Origin of the sequence: Mucilaginibacter sp. 22184 (assembly GCF_052045695.1) — a bacterium.
In the GTDB taxonomy this organism is placed as follows: domain Bacteria; phylum Bacteroidota; class Bacteroidia; order Sphingobacteriales; family Sphingobacteriaceae; genus Mucilaginibacter.
This window is the reverse complement of record NZ_JBQEPI010000001.1, coordinates 440717-460882: the sequence shown is the minus strand read 5'-3', so window position 1 is coordinate 460882 and position 20166 is coordinate 440717. Positions and strand designations below refer to the sequence as shown.

12 protein-coding genes are annotated in these 20166 nt (G+C 45.3%); 5 read left to right on the top strand and 7 right to left on the bottom strand.

Going from position 1 to position 20166, the window contains the following annotated elements; all coding sequences use genetic code 11:
* Positions 1 to 125: 125 nt before the first annotated feature.
* The 7 genes from ACTJKG_RS01880 to ACTJKG_RS01850 form a co-directional block, all read right to left on the bottom strand.
* Positions 126 to 1898, bottom strand: coding sequence for a RagB/SusD family nutrient uptake outer membrane protein (locus tag ACTJKG_RS01880; protein WP_440738184.1), 1773 nt, complete (start codon positions 1896 to 1898; stop codon positions 126 to 128).
* Between the two features lie 20 nt (positions 1899 to 1918).
* Positions 1919 to 5383 (bottom strand): TonB-dependent receptor, encoded by a 3465-nt coding sequence (locus ACTJKG_RS01875; RefSeq protein WP_172335947.1) that lies wholly within the window; start codon positions 5381 to 5383, stop codon positions 1919 to 1921.
* 273 nt (positions 5384 to 5656) lie between these two features.
* Positions 5657 to 6832, bottom strand: coding sequence for a FecR family protein (locus ACTJKG_RS01870; RefSeq protein ID WP_440738183.1), 1176 nt, complete (start codon positions 6830 to 6832; stop codon positions 5657 to 5659).
* 156 nt (positions 6833 to 6988) lie between these two features.
* Positions 6989 to 7561 carry an RNA polymerase sigma factor gene (locus ACTJKG_RS01865; RefSeq protein ID WP_172335949.1) on the bottom strand — a complete coding sequence of 191 codons (573 nt, stop codon included), beginning with the start codon at positions 7559 to 7561 and terminating at the stop codon, positions 6989 to 6991.
* Between the two features lie 66 nt (positions 7562 to 7627).
* Positions 7628 to 8137 carry a hypothetical protein gene (locus tag ACTJKG_RS01860; RefSeq protein WP_172335950.1) on the bottom strand — a complete coding sequence of 170 codons (510 nt, stop codon included), beginning with the start codon at positions 8135 to 8137 and terminating at the stop codon, positions 7628 to 7630.
* 506 nt (positions 8138 to 8643) lie between these two features.
* A complete protein-coding gene (locus tag ACTJKG_RS01855; protein ID WP_440738182.1) occupies positions 8644 to 9846 on the bottom strand; it encodes a DUF2252 domain-containing protein in 1203 nt (400 codons plus the stop codon).
* Positions 9847 to 9899: 53 nt separating this feature from the next.
* Positions 9900 to 10562, bottom strand: a complete 663-nt coding sequence (locus ACTJKG_RS01850; protein ID WP_172335953.1) for an MgtC/SapB family protein — start codon at positions 10560 to 10562, stop codon at positions 9900 to 9902.
* A gap of 629 nt (positions 10563 to 11191) precedes the next feature.
* Here ACTJKG_RS01850 and ACTJKG_RS01845 point away from each other — a divergent pair.
* The 5 genes from ACTJKG_RS01845 to ACTJKG_RS01825 all read left to right on the top strand — a co-directional run bounded on the left by ACTJKG_RS01845 (position 11192) and on the right by ACTJKG_RS01825 (position 19977).
* Entirely contained in the window at positions 11192 to 15175 is a 3984-nt protein-coding gene (locus tag ACTJKG_RS01845; RefSeq protein ID WP_440738181.1) for a Pls/PosA family non-ribosomal peptide synthetase, read from the top strand.
* Between the two features lie 538 nt (positions 15176 to 15713).
* A complete protein-coding gene (locus ACTJKG_RS01840; protein WP_440738180.1) occupies positions 15714 to 17258 on the top strand; it encodes a sulfatase family protein in 1545 nt (514 codons plus the stop codon).
* 104 nt (positions 17259 to 17362) lie between these two features.
* A complete protein-coding gene (locus ACTJKG_RS01835) occupies positions 17363 to 18295 on the top strand; it encodes a helix-turn-helix domain-containing protein (protein WP_172335955.1) in 933 nt (310 codons plus the stop codon).
* Between the two features lie 97 nt (positions 18296 to 18392).
* Positions 18393 to 19175, top strand: a complete 783-nt coding sequence (locus ACTJKG_RS01830; RefSeq protein ID WP_440738179.1) for an SDR family oxidoreductase — start codon at positions 18393 to 18395, stop codon at positions 19173 to 19175.
* A 37-nt stretch (positions 19176 to 19212) separates the two neighbouring features.
* Entirely contained in the window at positions 19213 to 19977 is a 765-nt protein-coding gene (locus ACTJKG_RS01825) for an SDR family NAD(P)-dependent oxidoreductase (protein ID WP_440738178.1), read from the top strand.
* Positions 19978 to 20166: the final 189 nt, after the last annotated feature.

Genomic DNA, 20166 nt, shown 5'->3' with positions numbered 1-20166 from the left:
GACGGTGTGGCAAATAGCATTTTGTGAGTTATCAATGTTAAAAAGAACCCTCCCGAAGAAGGGTTCTTATAACCAACTAATCAACTATACACCGGTACTCACTCCGGCGATAGCAGGATCTTTACCTACCAGCCCGGGTTTTGTTTGATGGCTGGGTTTACTACTGTTTCCTGTACCGGAATTGGTAAAAGGTAGTCGCGGTTTATATTGAATTGGTACCCGCTGGCCATGCTGCTTACATTACCGTATGGGGCAATGTACCCGTCGGCATTAACAAACAGGTTGCTGCCTATTTTAATGGCTGGTATAACGGTTAAAAACTGATTGGCTTTAGCGCCCAGGGGCGATTTACCTACAATAACGGTTGACGCGGCTGCCCATCTTAATACATCATTCAGCCTATAACCTTCGCAGGCTAATTCTATCCGGCGCTCGCGGCGTACCTCGTTAATAACCGGTGAAAGTGAAGGGAAAAGCCAGTTAGGGTCTGTGGTTATGGATGCGATATTTAAATGCGGCATTTTTACGCGGTCGCGGAGTTTGTTGATGGTGATATCCACATCCCCTTGTGTTAGTGTGCCGAGCTCGGCTCGGGCCTCGGCATATATCAGTAGTATCTCTGCATAACGCATATAGATCACCCCATCGGTACCACCCGGGCCATTATGGCTATCCTGGAAATAATCGGTATTGAGCCCTTTTCTGATCTGGAAACCGGTAGTGCACGGAGTTCCGGAAACAAGCCCGGGGTAGGTGAACAACTTAATTGGAGAACCTCCCGGTATATTGGATATTACCGTATCGCCATATAAAAACACGCTTTGCCTTAACCTCGGATCACGGTTTTTTAATTGGTGGGCAAGCGAATCGTTACCTTTATACAGCGGACTCAGGCTAATCGGTTTGCCATCGGTACACAGGTAATCATCAACCAGGCTTTTTGACAAGCCATCGGAGTTGGTACCACCCGATCCAAACTGGTAATAGTTTTGCCAGTAAGTAGTGATGCCAGCTTGCTGATTATATGCTCCCCAAAACATGATCTCCTTGCTGCCGGTATAATCTGTTTGGTTAAATAGATTGAAGTAACCGTTGGATACACCAACATTATCTAACTGATAAACACCCGAAGAGATCACTGCATTAGCCGCATCGGCTGCCATTTGTAAATAATTAGCCCCGTTTTGACCGCTAACACCAAAGACATCGCCGGCATGGTATTTTTCCCAGGTACCTTCAAACAGGCATACTCTGGCTTTAAAACCCTGGGCATACTCCTTATATAAACGTTGTGATTGTGCTTTGCTTTTTGTTGGCAAATTGGTAATAGCCCGGTTAAGGTCATTCAAAATAGAATCAACCACTACATTACGCGGCAGCCTTGGCGCTTTTAAAGCGTCTATCTCATCAACGTTTAAAGGTTTGGTAATAAACGGCACACCGCCCACATTCTGAACGGCCTGGAAATATAACATCGCCCTGAAAAAATAGGCCTCGCCAACAGATGGTGCAATATCACCAGCCGCGCCGCTAACCTTTGAATAATTGGTCAGGAAATAATTAACATCACGGATATTGGCCCAATCGGCATAGCTGGAATTGTTGATGGTTAACTGACCGCTTAACCGGCTATCCAGCGATTGCGGAGTCATGTTATCACTGTTATCGTCTACGCTATAGATACCCAGGCTTCCATAGTTACGATAGTGCGGAAAGATATTATCCTTTGCATACAAGTTGTTCATGTAGCTCTGCAAATCGCTGGGGGTATGCCAGTAGGATGATTCGGTAAGACTGGTAGGTGGAGCCTGATTTAGCAGGCCGTCCTTTTTACAGGATGATATAGCCAGCAGGCCCAGTATGGTAGTGTATATGTATAGGAGTTGTTTCGGTTTCATGTTTTTAAATATTTATGTTGTTATTTAATATTCATTTGTAAACCAAAGGAATAAGTGCGCTGTAGTGGGTATATCTTCTCGTCGCTTTGCAACAGTTCCGGATCTACATACTGGTGTTTAAATACCCCGGTAATGGTGGCCACGTTATCCACGCTTCCATATAAGCGTACGCCATAAATGTGGAATTTTTGAGTAAATCTGTCGGGAATGGTATAGCCTAACTGCACATTTTTTAAGCGCATATAGGCCGCGTTTAACAGGTAGCCCGATTGAGTGATCTGGTTTTTACCCGGGCCGTTGTTGATATCCAGCCTTGGGAAATAGCCACCGGTATTGGTTGGTGTCCAGCGGTCGGCCATTTTAGGTGTTACGGTGCTTTGATATTGTGAGGTTACGCCCCAGAAATAGTTATTGCCGGGTGCATAATCCGTATGGCCCTGGCCTTGTATAAATATAGCAACGTCAATACCTTTCCAGCCTACATTGGCATTAAAGCCATATAAGTATTTAGGGGTGGTATTGCCGATAATGGCCCGGTCGCCAGGGTCGCCAACGGTGTTTTTGCCGTAGGTGATCTTTCCATCCCCGTTCAGATCGGCATATTGGATATCGCCGGGTTTATAACCGCTTCCGTTAATGGCGGTTTGATCTGGTGAGTTGTTAACCTGGGCCTGTGTTTGAAATTTACCAACCGTTTTAAATCCCCATATAGCGCCCATTGGCTCCCCAACATAAGGCTGGTTGATGAGGTTGGCCGAATTGCCATCGTACTTGGTTATTTTGCCAGAGTAATGGCCCATGTTTGCCCTAACCATCACCCTAACCTGGTTAAATTGGTGTTTCCATGACAGTGTTGCATCCCATCCTTTTGTAGTTGATGCCGCGGCATTTACTGTTGGGGCTGCGATGCCCAATGTAGCAGGAGGAGTGGTAGACGGCGCAAACTGATCTTTTACCTTCCTGTTATACCAATCGGCGGTGAGGCTAAAATCGGTCAGGAAATCCACATCTATACCAATGTCCAGCATAGATGGTTTTGCCCAGGTAATGGTTGGGCTGGGTAGGTTGCCGGGGTTAGACACGGAAGGCAGGCGGCCGCCGTTTGATGGTGTAAATATCCATTGACTATTATTGGCCTGGCTAACCCGTAAATTACTCAGGTATGGATAAAAAGTATTCTGCGTTAAAAGCGATGTAATATCACCTAAACCACCATAAGATGCCCGGAATTTAAGGTTACTGATATGATTGCGTAAGGGCTCAAAGAAACTTTCTTTAGAAACATTCCAGCCTGCCGATACCGAGGTAAACCAATGGTAACGTGTATTCTGTGGAAATAAGGAAGTACCCATATAACTGGCATTACCCTCTAAAAGATATTTTTCCTTGTAATTATAATTGAACCTTCCGATGCTGCTGTGAGTGGCCCAGCTGTATGGCGGAACACCATTAATACCGTTAGCGCCATCTGTTACAATAGGAGTTGTACCACTGGTAAGTGCCAGGGATGGCAGACTGGTACTGTACAGGTATTGGTTATAGCCGTATAAGTTAGAGTAGGTTTTTTGTTCGGTTTGCTGACCAACCAATACTTTAAAATAGTGACCGCCTATTTGCTTTTCGTAACTGGTAAAATAGTTGTAATTATAATAGCTGGTTAGCCCGTAATTTTGAGCTACCGACGATATGGTATTACTTAAGGTTTGCGGATTACCTGGTGTTGAATAATAGTAAGGTAAAACGGTACTTGTTTGATTATAGCTTTGATAGTTATAAGTATACTGACCGGTAATATTCCAGCCAGGTAAAGGCTTGATGATAATATCGCCACCTATCCGGCTGTTATTGGTGCGACTTTTATTGCTGCCGCCTTGTTGTATCTGGGGTACATAAGAAGTGGGGTCATATCCGCCATTGGGATCAACCAAAGCCAGGTTTGGCCAAAGGCGTGCTATCTGGTGAAAAAAATTCCCCCCGGTATTACTACCACCGTTGTATGGCGATAAGTTATTCTCCTGCGAAAAGGCTGTCTTTACACTAAAGGTGATATACTTATTGATATCGGCAGTAAGGTTGGCCCTTAGGTTATTGCGTTTGTAACTATCATTAAAATAGTTAAACAATCCGTTTTGGTTTGTGGCCCCAAAGCCTACAAAATAGGTTATTTTGTCGCTGCCACCATCTACACTAAAATTATGCTGCTGGCTTGCCGATGTTTTTTTCAGGTAAATTTTAAACCAGTCGTTATTGGCATTTCCAAACACCGGATCATAGCTGGCCCATTGGTTGGAGCCGGCGACCGGTATGGTATTCGGTATTGAACCGGGGTTTTGCACGTAGGTGGTTATCCGGCTGATAGCATCATCGGTAAAAAGCGGGGGTTGTCCGGCATTGGCAAAAGCCTCATTCATGGTGTTGGCAAAAATCAATGAATTGGACATTTGCGGCACATTTAGCGGCTTTGCATAAGAGAAATTGTTTGAATAGCTAAAACGGGCAGGCTGATTCTTTTTACCTTGTTTGGTCGTGATCAGCAATACGCCATTGGGAGCCCTGGAACCATACACCGCCGCGGATGCCGCGTCTTTCAGCAAACTCACATTTTCAATATCATTAACATTGATACTGTTAATGTCGGTCTCAACCCCATCAACCAGTATTAAAGGACCGCCTGTATCGGTTTGGTAATTGCCATTGCCATCAATATGGAACCCGGTAAAACCGCGCACGTTGATTGTTTTGGCCGAACCCGGAGCTCCGCCACCATAATTGGTGGTTACATTTAAACCCGCCATTACACCTTGTAGGGCACTGCCTACATTAGGTACGGGCCTGTTTTGCAGATCTTTGCCGCTTACCTGGTCAACTGCGCCGGTAAGGTCTACTTTTTTCTGGGTGCCAAAAGCTACAACAACAACCTCACTAAGATCGCTCTTACGCAGGGTTAGCTGAACATTGATCTCGGCGCGACCGTTAATTTCCACTTCGCTTGTCTGGTAACCAATAAAGCTAAAAGTGAGTGTACCATGTGCATCGGGTACCGAGAGCGCGTAATTACCTTTGCTATCGGTAGCCATAGATATAGATGAGCCTTTTAACTTAACCGTTACACCGGGCAATGGCAGACCATTTTCATCGCTTACCTGGCCCTTAACCGTTACGTTTACCGCTTGTATTACCGGTGCCTGTGCGGTGCTTTTTTGAACCACTATGGTTTTATCAACAATAGTATAAGCTATTGGCTGGCCCTTAAAGCACTCGGTAAGTGCCTGTTGCAAAGTGGCATGATCCAGTGAAATATCAATATTGTGCGTTCCGCGCAATACTTCGTCTTCGTACCAAATAATGTATTTGGTTTGCTTCTGTATGGCAGTAAAAACCTTTTTTATAGAGATGTTTTTTTCTGAAAGCGTTACTTGCTGCGCATATCCTGTAGCCGATGCCTGTAAGCAGGCCAATGTCATCAAAAAAACTACAAATTTCATAACCATGAAAATTTTAGTGAGCGGCCTCTGCTTAAAAAACAAAGGCTTAAAAAGAGTATAAAAATTCATACTTTAGGAGTTAGGTTAACTGAATAGATTATCTGAAACTGGATTTTTTATCCCGATACAATCGGGAAGGGGTTAACCAAATATTGCCCGGCGGTGTTGGTAGCACTGCCGGATTTTTTTTGGTTACCCCATGGTGGATTAAGTATCTTTTATGCCATAGTTGCTATTGTTTAGGGGTGATCAATCAATTGAGTTTAATAAGGTTTAGGGGGTTACGATGAGCTTTTTACCAACCATTTTAAAATGTATCTTATTTAATTCCAGTATTTTTAATAAAACAGACAGGTTTGATTCGCGGGAGATACCGCCGGTGAATAAGCGGGTGGGCATATCGCCCTGATACTCCACATCGATGTCATACCAGCGTGACACCTGCCGCATAATGGTTTTGATGTCTTCGTTTACAAAAAAGGTTTGCCCGTTTTTCCAGGCCATAACGGCGTTGATATCCGCGTCATCCGTAATGGATAATTTGCCATCGGTGGTAAGCTGTGCCTGCTGCCCGGGTTTGAGCATGCTGGTCATTTTATTTCTCACAATCCTTACCGATCCTTCAAGCAACGTAGTTTTAATGACGGCTTCGTCGTTATAAGCCATAATGTTAAAGTGGGTGCCTAAAACCTGCACTTCTTCCTGTCCGTTCACATTAATTTTAAAGGGCATCGCTTTATTTTTAGCCACCTCAAAATAGGCTTCACCGGTAATGCTTACCCTGCGTTCGGTACCCGTGAAAGTGATGGGATAGGTAATGGATGACGAAGCGTTGAGCCATACTTTGGTACCATCGGCAAGTTGCAGATCATACTTGCCGCCCCGGGGCGTTGTCATGGTATTAAATATAGGAGCATCGGTATCATTAGCTGTAGTGTTATAACCGATATGCCCGTTGGCCGATTTCACAATTTTGGTATTACCCTGGTGAGCCAGTAAGCCGTTCCGGGCCGAATCTAAAACAATGCGCGAACCATCGCCAAGGGTTAGTATAGCCTTATTACCACCCGGTTGTACATCAATTGGCCTGGGTTTATTTAAAGCAGTTAAGCCTGTTGGTTTTGGATTGTTGTTTTTAATGAAATATATCCCGGGTAAAATAAACAGGAGTATAGCCGCTGCCAGCTTTACCCAGTGTAATACCCGGCCATTAAACTTTTTTGCCGGTAACGATTGTTGATCAAAAATGCGATCAAGGATCAATTGTTGGCGATGATCGGGTAAGGCACGGTGTTCTGTCTCCTGGATAAGGGCATCTCCAATTATTTCTTTTACCTGTTGTGCATTGAGCGGATCATTGATATAATCAAAAAGCTCATAGGTTTCTGCCCCAGACGCTTCTTTGTTCATATACCGGTTAAATAATTGAGCGAGTTGTTGGTTATTCATGTTATGTAAAGGGCGCATTTACGGGAAGGCAGATCGCGTATTTAGCCCTTTATATACACTGACACACGGCAGGGCCGGTAGGGTGAGTTGAAATAGTGATTTTATTGACTTTTATTTTAAGTATCTGAAGATCAATGAAATAAAATATTGACGAGGCTATTTGAAAAGCAAATAGAACAGGATGAGGGTATTGATCTGGACAAAATAGGTCCGGATGAATTTGAGGGCCAGTTTCATGTGGGTATGCACTGTTGATGACGAGATATTTAACCGCCCGGCTACTTCACTGTATTTTAATCCTTCCTGCTGGCACAGCGTATAAACCAGTTTTTGTTGTGGTGTAAGGCAGCTGATAGCCCGGTTAAGCGAATGTTCCAGATCTCGGTATATAACCGTGTCTTCGGTGCTGTTTACCTCCTCCGTCATTTGTTTGCTCAGTTCAAAGGAGATAAGGTTTTCATGAGCGATGCGCCTTAATACATTATAGGCGTAATTGCGGGTCATGCGGTTAATATAAGCGCCAAAATTTTCAATCTCGGGCAGGTTTTGGCGATTGATCCAGATCTTCAGAAAGATCTCCTGCAAAATTTCTTCGGCCAGCTCATCAGACCGGGTAAGCTTTAAAGCAAAGGGATACACTGTTTTTGAATAATGCTTAAAAAGTATAGTAAACGACGTTTGATCACCAGTGGCTACCTGGCGCAAAAGCATTCGTTCTGTATCTATCAATCTATTTTGCAATGCGTTATAAAAAACAGGGTTATTAATTTTGGATTTAGATTTTACTCAATAAATTTATAGGGGTTCGCGAGTAACGTATAAAACAAATGTTTGATAAGGGTTTGTGGTGAAGTATTGAGGAGGAATAACAAAACTCAGGTAGCCATTAATAGTTGATCCACCAATAGGACCTGGATTTGATATTCCATTATTAACTGTCATATCCCCTGAAGACTGAAAATTAATTTGAATACCTCCTGCTACCCCGTTATTGTTTGCTTCAATACTTGTCTGGAAGTAATCAGTAGTATGAGGAGATAAAACCAAAGATCCACCAGCACCCATTGGTGGTGTAAGTGGTGGATTGATGTAAGCAGGACCTGTTACGATTACCGGTACATCCATCATATTGACAATCTGTATAGAAGTAGCTATACTATGTGTTCCATCCCATATTTTTTTATTGAGATGATAATGAAGATCCCGAACCGGATCCCAGTAATAATTAACTAAATGAAAATCGCTGCTTTTACCGACAAATGAAGTTGACAGTAAACAAATTGAAAGAAAAATAAACTTTTTCATATTAAAGTATTTTTAGAGTTCACCCCAAAATTTTGCTTACTAAAGCAAAGGGATACACTGTTTTTGAATAATGCTCAAAAAGTATAGTGAACGACGTTTGATCACCAGTGGCTACCTGGCGCAAAAGCATTCGTTCTGTATCTATCAATCTATTTTGCAGTGCGTTATAAAAAACAGGGTTATCAGTCTGGTTTACTTTCGTGGAGTGAATGTATTTTAAAAAGATATAATTTGCCTGTTCTATCACCACGCAAACGTTTGTTTGGAGTTATTGCCTTTAAGGAAAATATAAATGAAACAGGCTGGTAAAGCGCAGCAAAACAGGCTATTTTACGGGGAGTTTTTTTATAACGAAATAATTGCGGAGATAGCAGTTGGCTATATCAATAATTGTTTACGCAAGCGTTTGCGTAAACAATTAAAAATAAAGGGTTTAAGATAGGATGTGTTTAAAGTGCTGGTTTTGTTGAGCAGATAAATGTTAAATTATAGCTATTGAAGTTTAATTATTTGGTTTTGATAGACTTGTAACCGGCCATATACTGTTTGTAATCTTTTTTAACCTGGCCGGCATAGCTTTTTGCATAACTGATGAGTGTTTTTTGCCAGGCGGTTTCGTGGGCGAAGGCGGTGAGCTCATCATTAATGGCCGAGCCCTGTATGCCGCAGCTTCGCAATTGTGCCGAGGCGGTTAATGTAGCCATATCCAGCAGTACACATTGCATATCCTTCAGGTTACCGGCTAAAACGTCCAGGTTGATCTTATCGGCAAAGGGCTGCATTTCCTGTAATACATAAGTGTCGCCTTTAAATACCGTGGTGCTTAGTAATGCCGGCGATATATTTTGCATGCGGTATTTGGTGGTGATGATCCGCTCGGCGTCCGAAGTCCATTGTGGTTGCGGGATTGGGTTATAAGGCGCGAGGGACGATCGTGTACCTTCTTTAAGATCCATTAATAAAAAGTCGGCTTTATTTTTGGTGTTCTGCAATAAGAACATATAACGTTTTAACCCAATGCTCCCGGTACCTGCTACTCTGAAGGCGGCATCTTTAACCTCATAATTATTGGGCCAGGCCGTGCTTTTTTCCAGCAAGCTGTCCAGGTGTTGCATCAGGTCGGTCTTCAGGGGTTTTTGGATCGCAAAATGGGTTTGATCATTGATGCTGATGCGCAATTGTTTATGTACCGGGGCGGCAATTTTTTTGATAAAATCTTTTTCTTTCCGCTTTTTAACTTTGATTAAAAAATCACTCACAATGCCGCCTGCTGTTCTGGGGTCGATATAATAGGCCTTGCCCGATTGCAGCACTTCGCTATACTTCTTCAAAAAAAGCTTAACCATGGTGTCGGCCTCGGCTTTGGTGAGGTTCAGCGTATCAAAAGCTACGTAAATGCTGGTGAGTACCCGGGCCAATTCCCAGTTTAAAGGAGCCAGCATCGATTCGTCAAAATCATTCAGGTCAAAATAAACCAGGCGGTTGTTGCCTTTAAAACTGCCAAAGTTTTCCAGGTGAAGGTCGCCGCAGATCCATACCGGCGGCGAAACCGGGAAATCTTTAACCCGGGCCAGGTCTTCATAAAACAAATGGCAGGTGCCCCTAAAAAAGCGAAAAGGGCTCTCGGTCATCGCCCTATATTTGAGTTGAACCTTATCGGGCAGCAGCGGTGCATTAAATTTTTTAATTCTTTCAATAATAGTATCCATGATGTACTGAATTTAAAATGTAGGAATATAATGCAGGGCAGGTGAAAAGGCTTTTACCACTCAAAGGATTGGACAATATCTTGATCGAGTAGCCAGTCATTAAACAATTCCAGTTGTTTGCCCTTGCCGGATACCAGTACTTCCAGGATCACCTGTTCGCCGGAGCGTAATAGTTTGGAATTGGTAACCTGCAGCTTTAAAGTTTCTATTTGCTGTTGAATGGCTCCCGAAGGATATTTGTCCTTGAAAGTGATCTTATAATCGCGGTGCTGAAAGCGGAAATCTATCTGGAACTGGATAAAATCAAGGGCGTAAAGTATAAATAAGGAGAGCACCAGCGAAAGGCCCGTCAGCATATATTCGCCAATGCCGATGAGCATACCTATGGCAGCGGCAATCCAGATGGAAGCGGCGGTGGTGATGCCCGAAACGGTCACATTATTGCGGAATATAACACCGGCGCCTAAAAAGCCCACACCGGTAATAATGTTGGCGGCTATACGATCGCGGTTGGCGTCAACACCTAAAAGGTAAGAGCAAATGGTGAATACCGTTGAGCCAAAACAGATCAGCGCCAGCGTACGGAACCCTGCTGATTTACCCCTGATCTCCCGCTCAAATCCCAGGATACTGCCGCATACAACCGATAAAATTACTTTTAATACCTCATCGCCATTAATAGCATGGGTGGTATTGAGAACTGAACTGAGAAGCATTTAGATTAAACTTTAATATTTTTCGAAATAGCAGGTTTCGTAAATATAAATAAAATAATGTGGTGAATGATGGCCGACACCGTACAGCGATTTGAATTGTACGGTATCCAACCCGTTTATACGCTGGAAGATACAGTGAACCCCATCGGGGTTAAAGCTTTGTAGAATAAAAGTAGTTTAAAGACCAGTGCCGGAGGTACTGCACTCTGGTTGCATACCTACGGCATGTCAGATTCTTAGCGTTTGTTTGCTACAAAGCTTTTACTCCTGCGGAGTAGCCTTCGTCCGGCCTGTAGTCCACGAGATACGCTGCGCTAATCTCGCGGGAGTATAAGCATGACAAATATATTCATCCGCCCTCTTTGCGCCGAAGGCGGAGAGAGGGTCGCCCAGCCCAGCGCAGGCGGGGTGAGTCGACACCGCGGCAGCACACAAAAAAAATAACCGCTTTAAACGTTTATACCTAAACAAAGTCATATATCCGTCTGTTGAAACCGGGATGAAATATTAATAATATATTGCTGTTAAATCATCTGTTATTAAATTCTTCAACCCGACATTTTTAATACATTTGGTTGGCAACGGTTTGCATTACCAATTTGCAGACAAAAACTACCAGAGGCCTAACCATGATGATGATAGCCAAGAGCTTACTAAAAGGTACAGAACGACCTGACTTTATTAAACACGAAACCCTTGCCGACATTTTCAGAGCGTCGGCATCGCAATATGCCCATAATACAGCCCTCATTTTTGGCGACAGGCAACTGAATTATGCCCAGCTCGATTCCTGGAGTAATTACATCGCGGGATTTATTGCTTCAAAAGGTATTGGCAAGGGCCATTCCATAGGGGTATGGCAATCCCGAGGGCTCGATCTGCAAGCCGTTATCCTCGGTATTGTAAAATCGGGTGCCGCCTACGTTCCGCTGGATAGGGAAATGCCCGAAGAGCGATTGCAGATCGTACTACAGGAAATTGGCGCTGCCGCCTGTTTTAGCGATGCCCATCCTGCCCTGGACTGCCCGGTTTTTGCCGTTCCGGAATATCGGGAGCAATATGAGGATTATGTTTTACCGGTAGGACCCGATGCGGATGATCGCGCCTATGTGTTATACACCTCGGGTAGTACGGGTAAACCGAAAGGGATCCCCATTCAGCATAAACATATCTGCCATCTTATCCGCTCAGAGCAAAGTGTGCTCGGCATCACGCAACAGGATAAAGTATACCAGGGCTTTTCGGTATCATTTGATATGTGGTGCGAAGAAACCTGGATAAGTTTGTTTGCGGGCGCATCTTTATGGATAGCCGATGCCACCACGGCAAAATCTATCGATGAGTTAAGCGATATATTAAAGCAGCAACAAATTACTATACTGCACGCCGTACCCAGCCTGTTGGCGGTTATGGATGATGATATCCCCACCCTGCGGCTCATTAACGCCGGCGGCGAAGCCTGTACCCCAGCCGTGTTAAACCGCTGGAGCAAACCTGGCAAAAACATATTTTACAATAGCTACGGCCCTACCGAAACAACGGTAACCACCACTATGGTGCCGCTGAAACCCGGCGATGCTATTACCATTGGCGGACCGCTGCCCAACTACGACCTGGCCGTAGTTGACGATAAATTTAACCTGCTGCCTACCGGACAGCAAGGCGAACTCATTATTTCGGGCCCGGGTGTGAGCGAGGGTTATGTGAACCGGCCTGAATTGACCCGCGAAAAATTCCTGGATAAACCTGCAACTTTGATGGAATTGGCAGGCGACCGTATTTACCTGAGCGGCGATGCCGTGGTGATGCAGCCTGATGGCCGGATCGACTTCCATGGCCGACTGGACGATCAGGTGAAACTTCGTGGTTACCGGATAGAGCTGGGCGAAATTGAATCGAGATTGAACCAGCTCGAAGAGGTAGCCACAGCCGCTGTGGCTTTGAAAAAAGACTCCACAGGGCAGGATCAACTGGTAGGTTATGTGACGTTAAAACCGGGTCATACATTTGATCAGCAGCATAGCCGCAGCCGCCTTTCAGAGGTATTACCTCCCTACATGGTACCGTTAGTAGTTATACAGATAGACAAATTCCCCCGGCTGCCGAGCGGCAAGATCGATCGCAAATCGCTCCCTGTACCTGAGGCTTTACAAAATGTACCGCAACAGGAGGAAATTCATATCAGCCCTGATGATCCGCTGGCGGTAAAAGTAATGGCCGGGCTCAATCACCTGTTCCCCGGCAGGGATATCACCCCCGAATCGGATTTCTTTACAGATCTGGGCGGGCATTCTTTATTAGCGGCCACATTTTCATCATGGCTGCGCAAAGAGGCTGGTGTACAGCATGCGTCATTAAAAGATATTTATACCAATCGTCCGGTAAAAAACCTCATCACTACCTGGGAGCTTGCAGAAAAGAAAGCCCGGGAAAAGAAAACGGTCGACAAAGAGATCTTTCATAAAATTCCTCCTTTGCGCTATTTCTTGTGTGGTTTGGCGCAGGCCATCTCCCTGTTGTTTATATACGGCCTGTTTGCCGTGCAGATATTTGTGCCTTACCTGGGCTACTATTATGTGGTGAGTAAAACAGAATCAGGTCAGGACAATTCGGGCATTGGCCTCGCAATTGCACTGTTGTTATATTGTCTGATCCCTCCATTTTTATCTTTACTGGGCATTGCCGCCAAATGGATATTGCTGGGCAAGGTTAAAGAAGGTGAACATCCTTTATGGGGTTCTTATTATTTCCGTTACTGGCTCGTAAACCGCTTAACACAATTGGCCCCCGCACAGTTCATGAATGGTACGCCGCTTTATCCTTTATATTTACGTATGCTGGGTACCCGCGTGGCTAAAGACGCGCAAATAAGCGCGATTACTATTGGCGCCAACGACCTGCTGGAAATTGGCAGCGATGTGAGCCTGAGCTCGGGCGTGGTGCTGGATAACGTATCGGTGGAAAACGGGTTGATCAAATTCAGTAAGATCAGTATCGGAGCTCATGCTTACATTGGCAGCGGCGCGGTGCTGTCGGGCGGCACTGTTGTAGAAGACTGGGGCGAACTGCAGGACCTGAGCCATTTGCAAAGCGGCCAAACCATCAAGGCTTACGAGGTATGGAAGGGTAGTCCGGCAGAAAAGGTGCATCAAATGCAGCCCGAAGAGTTGCCGCAACCGCTTAAGTCTCCTTTTTTGAAGATCAAAACTTACGGCTTTCTGTATACGCTGCTGCTTATTATTTTTCCGGCCGTTGTATTAGTGCCTTTGCTCCCCGTGATCAGGTTGTTGAATTACCTGGATTTGCAAACCGGCGATTATGACTTTAGTTATTTTATCCACGTACCGGCGCTTACGCTGCTATATATTGTATTGTACGCGTTGGAAACCGTGCTGTTATCGCGCCTGTTGTTGTGGAAGATCAAACCCGGCACCTACCCTGTTTTCAGCAGTACGTATGTACGTAAATGGCTTTCTGATCAATTGATATCTGTCGCGCTTATCGTGCTTCACCCCATCTACGCTACCGTTTTTGTTTCCTTTTTCTTCAGGATGCTGGGATCGAAAATTGGTAAAAATACCGAGATCTCCACCGCCAGCAACGTTACCCATACCATGCTCGAGATAGGTAACGGATCATTCATTGCCGATGCCGTTACCCTGGGCGAAGAGGATATCCGTGCACAGCGGCTCATCTTAAAAAAGACCACCATTGGCAACAGCAGTTTTGTAGGCAACAGCGCATTGATTCCCCAGGGATATGAACTGGGCGACAATATGTTGATAGGTGTATTATCGGTACCGCCAACTATTGAGCAACAGCAGGAAAATCCGCTGGGCGATTGGTTTGGCTCGCCGGCTATAGGTTTGCCCCGCCGCCAGGACAGCGGTACGTATCCGGCATCATTGACCACCACCCCTTCATGGTCGCGCAAGCTGGCCCGCGGGATGATCGAGACTATCCGTATCCTGCTGCCCGAAACCGTGATCATTTGCTGCAGCGTGCTCTTCATCGCTTATTGCCATGATCTCATCAAGGAACGTACTGTTTTGCAGATCTTTGAACAAATACCCAAGGTGCCGTTCTATTACCTTTTCTATATGGGGCTCCCGGCCTTCCTCATCTCCCTGGCTTTAAAATGGGTAGTGATAGGCAGGTTTAAAAAAGAACAAAACCCCATGTGGACGCACCGCGTTTGGCGAAGCGAAGCCATCACCACTACTTACGAAGCCCTGGCTGTTCCCTTTATGCTGGAATTTTTAAAAGGCACGCCCTTTTTACCCTGGGCGCTGCGCCTGTTTGGTGTGAAAATAGGTAAACGGGTATGGCTCAACACCACCGATATTACCGAGTACGATATGGTTTCCATAGGCGATGACGCGGCGCTGAATGAAGACTGCGGTCCGCAAACCCATTTATTTGAAGACCGGGTGATGAAAGTAGGAACCGTAAAAATAGGCGCCCGCTGCAGTATAGGCGCCCGCAGCATTATTTTGTATGATAGCGAAATAGGCAACGATGTAAAACTGGAACCCCTGTCCCTGGTAATGAAAGGCGAAAGCCTGGCGTCCGAAACCGAATGGACAGGCAGCCCGATTAAGGCGCTGGGGTAAGTCTGGAGTCCGAAGTCATGAGTGGAAATTTCGGAAAGCATTTTCTGTATAGAGATGCATATTTGCGTCTCTGCAAAAGGGCGACTCAACACTTAAAACTAAGAACTTAAATCCGTATATTTGTATACATACAACGGCCCGGATCTCCTGAAAAAGGAGATCCGGGCCGTTTGTTTAAGAGATAAAAGGGGCCAAAAAAACTACTTTTAGCATTTAGTTATTTGATGATCAATTATTTAAAACTTTTTAAGCCTTTAAAAACCCACCAAAAATTTGTTAAAAAGTGTTAAAATGGCGTTAAAATTTAGTTAAAACCGTCAAAACACGAACGTTTTACCCCCGTTTTTGACCAAAAAAGTGTTAAAATTTGATGTTTAAAAAGTTTTTACTCTCCAGATCGGGCCAGATAGCCCGCCCGAACCCCGTGCAAACGTTTGTGCTATTTTAAGCTTTAGGCGGCCCGGCTTTTATAAGTATCTTGTTGGACTAAAAGCACTGTATCGACAGTCATTTATATACCTTATTGAATTACGCTGGTATGAAGAACAAAATCTTACTGAAAACTATAAACGTCCTTTTTCTGCTAATCGGCGGGTTTTCCGCAAGCCATGCACAGCAAAGGCCCAATGTAATATACATCTACGCCGATGATCTGGGTTACGGCGACCTGAGCTGCTATGGCGCTACCAAACTGCATACGCCCAACCTGGATAAGCTGGCCAAAAGTGGTATCCGCTTTACCAATGCCCATGCTACTTCAGCCACCTGTACACCATCGCGGTTCGCACTGATGACCGGCAAATACCCCTGGCGCAAAACCGGTACGGGCATATTGCCGGGAAACGCGGCACTCATTATCCCAGCCGATAAAACCACCCTGCCACAGGTATTTAAACGGGCAGGCTATGCTACGGCTATTGTGGGTAAATGGCACCTGGGGCTGGGCGACAGCGTCAACAAAAACTGGAACGGCGAAATAAAACCCGGTCCCAATGAAGTTGGCTTTGATTACTCGTTCATTTTTCCGGCAACGGCCGATAGGGTGCCCACCGTTTTTCTGGAAAATCACCGGGTAGTGGCGAGTGATGGCAATGACCCCATAGCGGTTGATTACAGCAAGAAAATAGGCAATGATCCTACTGGTAAAGAACATCCGGAGCTGTTAAAACTCAAATCATCACCCGGGCAGGGACATGATAATACCATTGTGAACGGTATCGGTCGCATTGGCTATATGAGTGGTGGGTACCGGGCCCGCTGGGTGGATGAGGAGGTATCAGCTACCTTTTTATTCAAAGTGGAGCAGTTTGTAACCGATCATCGCCAAAAACCTTTCTTTTTGTATTATGCTTTAACCGAGCCCCATGTGCCACGCATGCCGGCCACCCGCTTTAAAGGCACCAGCGGCCTGGGTTATCGGGGAGATGATATCCTTCAGCTCGACTGGACTATTGGCCAACTGATGAAAACCCTGGAGTTGAATGGCATGACCAAAAATACGCTCATCATCTTCACGAGCGATAACGGTCCCGTGCTTGATGATGGGTACCAGGATGGTGCCGTTACCCAACTGAGTGGGCATACGCCCTGGGGGCCAATGCGGGGCGGCAAATACAGCGCCCTGGAAGCAGGTACCCGTGTACCTTTTATAGTGAACTGGCCTGCGCAGGTAAAGCCCGGGGTTTCGGATGCCTTGTTTAGCCAGATGGATATTTTAGCATCGGTAGCACACCTGCTGAATCAGAAAGTCCCTAACGGGGATGCGCCCGATAGTGAAGATCATCTGGAAGCGCTTTTAGGGAAGAGTAAACAAGGAAGATCAACACTAATAGAGCAAGGCAGCGCAGATCCCACAGCCATCATCAGAGGCGACTGGAAATATATAAAACCGCATCCCGGTGTGGCGCTTATGAAAGATGTAGGCATAGAATCGGGTAATTCACCAGCGCCGCAACTGTATAATCTTAAAGATGATATCGGCGAAAAAAAGAACCTGGCGGATGCGTATCCGGATAAGGTAAAAGAGCTTGACCAGCTTTTAAAAAATGAAATAAGTAAAAATACATCGGCGATTAGACATTGAGTCCAGAGTCCTAAGCCTTAAGTCAAAAAAAGCGACTTAAGACTTAGAACTCAAGACTTATGACTTAACAATAGTATATTTGAATTTTATAAATTCTGTGTGCTATGGATGTTACTACGCTGGATGATTTTTACGAACACGCGGCCTCTGTAAGTGGCGAAAGTGTGAACTCGCTATTGCCCGAAGGCATCAACAAAGAGATTGGTCACTTCAATGTTTTTGATGTAGCTGAACTATTTACACGGATCAAAAAGGCACCCGGGTTGATGCCTTACAACCGCCGGGCCTACTATAAAATAAGCCTGATAAGCGGGCATAGCATGGCCGAATATGCCGACAAGACTATTGAGATAGAAAAGAATGCCCTGCTTTTCGCTACCCCAAAAATACCCTATAACTGGGTGCCCCAGACCGATCAGCAATTAGGATTCTTTTGCATTTTTACAGCCGATTTTCTGTTGCCCAGCAAGAGCGGTGTAGTATTGGATGACCTGCCTATATTTAAACCGGGTGGCTACCCCGTGTTTCAGTTGAGTGATGAGGAGGCCGCCGATATTCGTCACATTTTCAAAAAGATGAGTGGGGAGATAGGCTCTGATTATGCCTACAAGTACGACCTGTTGCGAAACTATGTACTGGAGTTGATTCATTACGGGCAAAAGCTGCAACCACTCACCACGCTGTATGCCGGGCATAACGCATCTGCCAGGGTATCGTCCCTGTTTATTGAGCTTTTGGAACGCCAGTTTCCTATCGATTCGCCGCACCAGAAAATAGGTTTGCGTACCGCCAAAGATTATGCCGACAGGCTATCTGTCCATATCAATCACCTCAACAAAGTGCTTAAAGAAAATACCGGTAAAACCACTACCGAGCATATCAGCAACCGAATTATACAGGAAGCCAAGATCCTGCTTAAACAAACCGCCTGGAATATTTCGGAGATTGCCTATAGTCTGGGTTTTGAGGAAGTGGCGCATTTTTCTACCTTTTTTAAAAAACAAACTAATATTGCGCCATTGAAGTTTCGGGCATAAGTAATATTTGAATTTTGCAAAAAACGGATTGATATTCACAAACGGTCAGGGCGGTATTTAACGGAACTTTGTTTTATCAAATTTTAAGATAAAACAAATGAAACTCCAGCATAATACTATACTCATTACCGGCGGCACCAGCGGCTTTGGTTACGAATTTGCCTCGCGCCTGCTGGCCCTAGGCAATACCGTGATCATTACCGGTCGTAACCAGGATCGTCTGGATGAGGCCCGGGCCAAACTACCCGGTATACACACTTTTCAAAGTGATGTAAGTGACCCGGAACAAATAGCCCTTTTATTTGAACGGGTAACTACCCAATTTCCCGGTCTGAACATGCTGATCAATAATGCCGGCGAAATGCGGATGATCAGTTTTCATGATAGTTCTATCGATCTGCATGATATCACACGTGAGGTAGAGATTAATCTCATGGGACCTATCCGCATGGTGCAACAGTTTTTGCCGCATCTCAAAAAGCAAAAAGCTGCGGCTATTTTAAATGTCACCTCCGGCATAGCATTGATGCCTTTTCCATTGTCGCCAATTTACGGGGCTACCAAATCGGGTTTGCGATCGTATACCAAATCATTGCGTGTGCAACTTAAAAACACAGGTATTAAGGTGTTTGAGCTGATAGCGCCTGCTTCCAAAACCCCTTTGAATGACAAGTTTCCTGCGGTAGACGGTTTTGACGATAAAATGCTGATGGAATCCGTAAAATTGATAGACGTGGCCATCAAAGGCCTGATGAAAGACCAGTTGGAGATATATCCCGGCTTGGCCCGTGTAATTAGGATAATGAGCCGCCTGGCTCCCGGTTTTTTATTAAGCCAAACCAGCAAGGTAGGCGCTCAATGGATTGCATCTAAAAATTAAAAACACTTTTTACAAATTATAATACAACACAAACACAATGTCAACAAATCATAAAATTGCCCTGGTAACCGGCGGCAGCCGCGGGTTGGGGAAAAACATGGCGCTTAAATTGGCTCAAAAAGGCCTCGACGTTATTATAACATACAACAGCCGCAAAGAAGATGCCCTGGCCGTAGTGGCCGAGCTTGAGCAAGCCGGAAGCAAGGCCACAGCCCTGCAACTCAATGTAGGCGATGTAAAAAGCTTCCCTGCTTTTTTTGAAGAGCTAACCGGTGTGCTGAAAAATACGTTTAATACCAATCATTTCGACTTTTTGATCAATAACGGCGGCATCGGTGGTCACGCGCCTTTTGGCCAGGTGACTGAAGAAATGTTTGACGAACTGTTGAACATCCATTTTAAAGGCGTTTACTTTTTAACACAGGGATCGCTCAACCTGCTGAATGATGGCGGTGGTATCGTCAATATATCATCAGGTTTAGCCCGTTTTAGCATGCCTGGGCCATCGGCTTATGCTTCCATGAAAGGCGCGGTTGAAGTATTTACCCGGTACCTGGCAGTTGAGTTAGGGCCACGCGGTATCAGGGCAAACGTTGTTGCTCCCGGCGCTATTGCCACTGATTTTTCGGGAGGCGTGGTTCGGGACAATGCAGATGTAAATAAGATGGTAAGCAGCGCTACCGCGTTAGGCAGAGTAGGTGTGGCCGAAGATATTGGAGGTGTGGTAGCCTTTTTATGTACCGAGGATGCCCGCTGGATAAACGCCCAACGCATCGAAGCATCGGGTGGTATGCACATCTAATCCATCCATGAATTAGACAGATGATAAGGATCGAACGCGTGGTATCGACTCACCCCGACATCGCTGCGCTCGTCACCCCTCTCTCCGCTTCGCGCATAGAGGGGGTTTTCATTTTTTTTCGCAGTCACTTGGCTGGAGCCGAGCGACTGCAAATGTTTTTATTTTTCCTTGACCCTCTTTTCGCCGCAG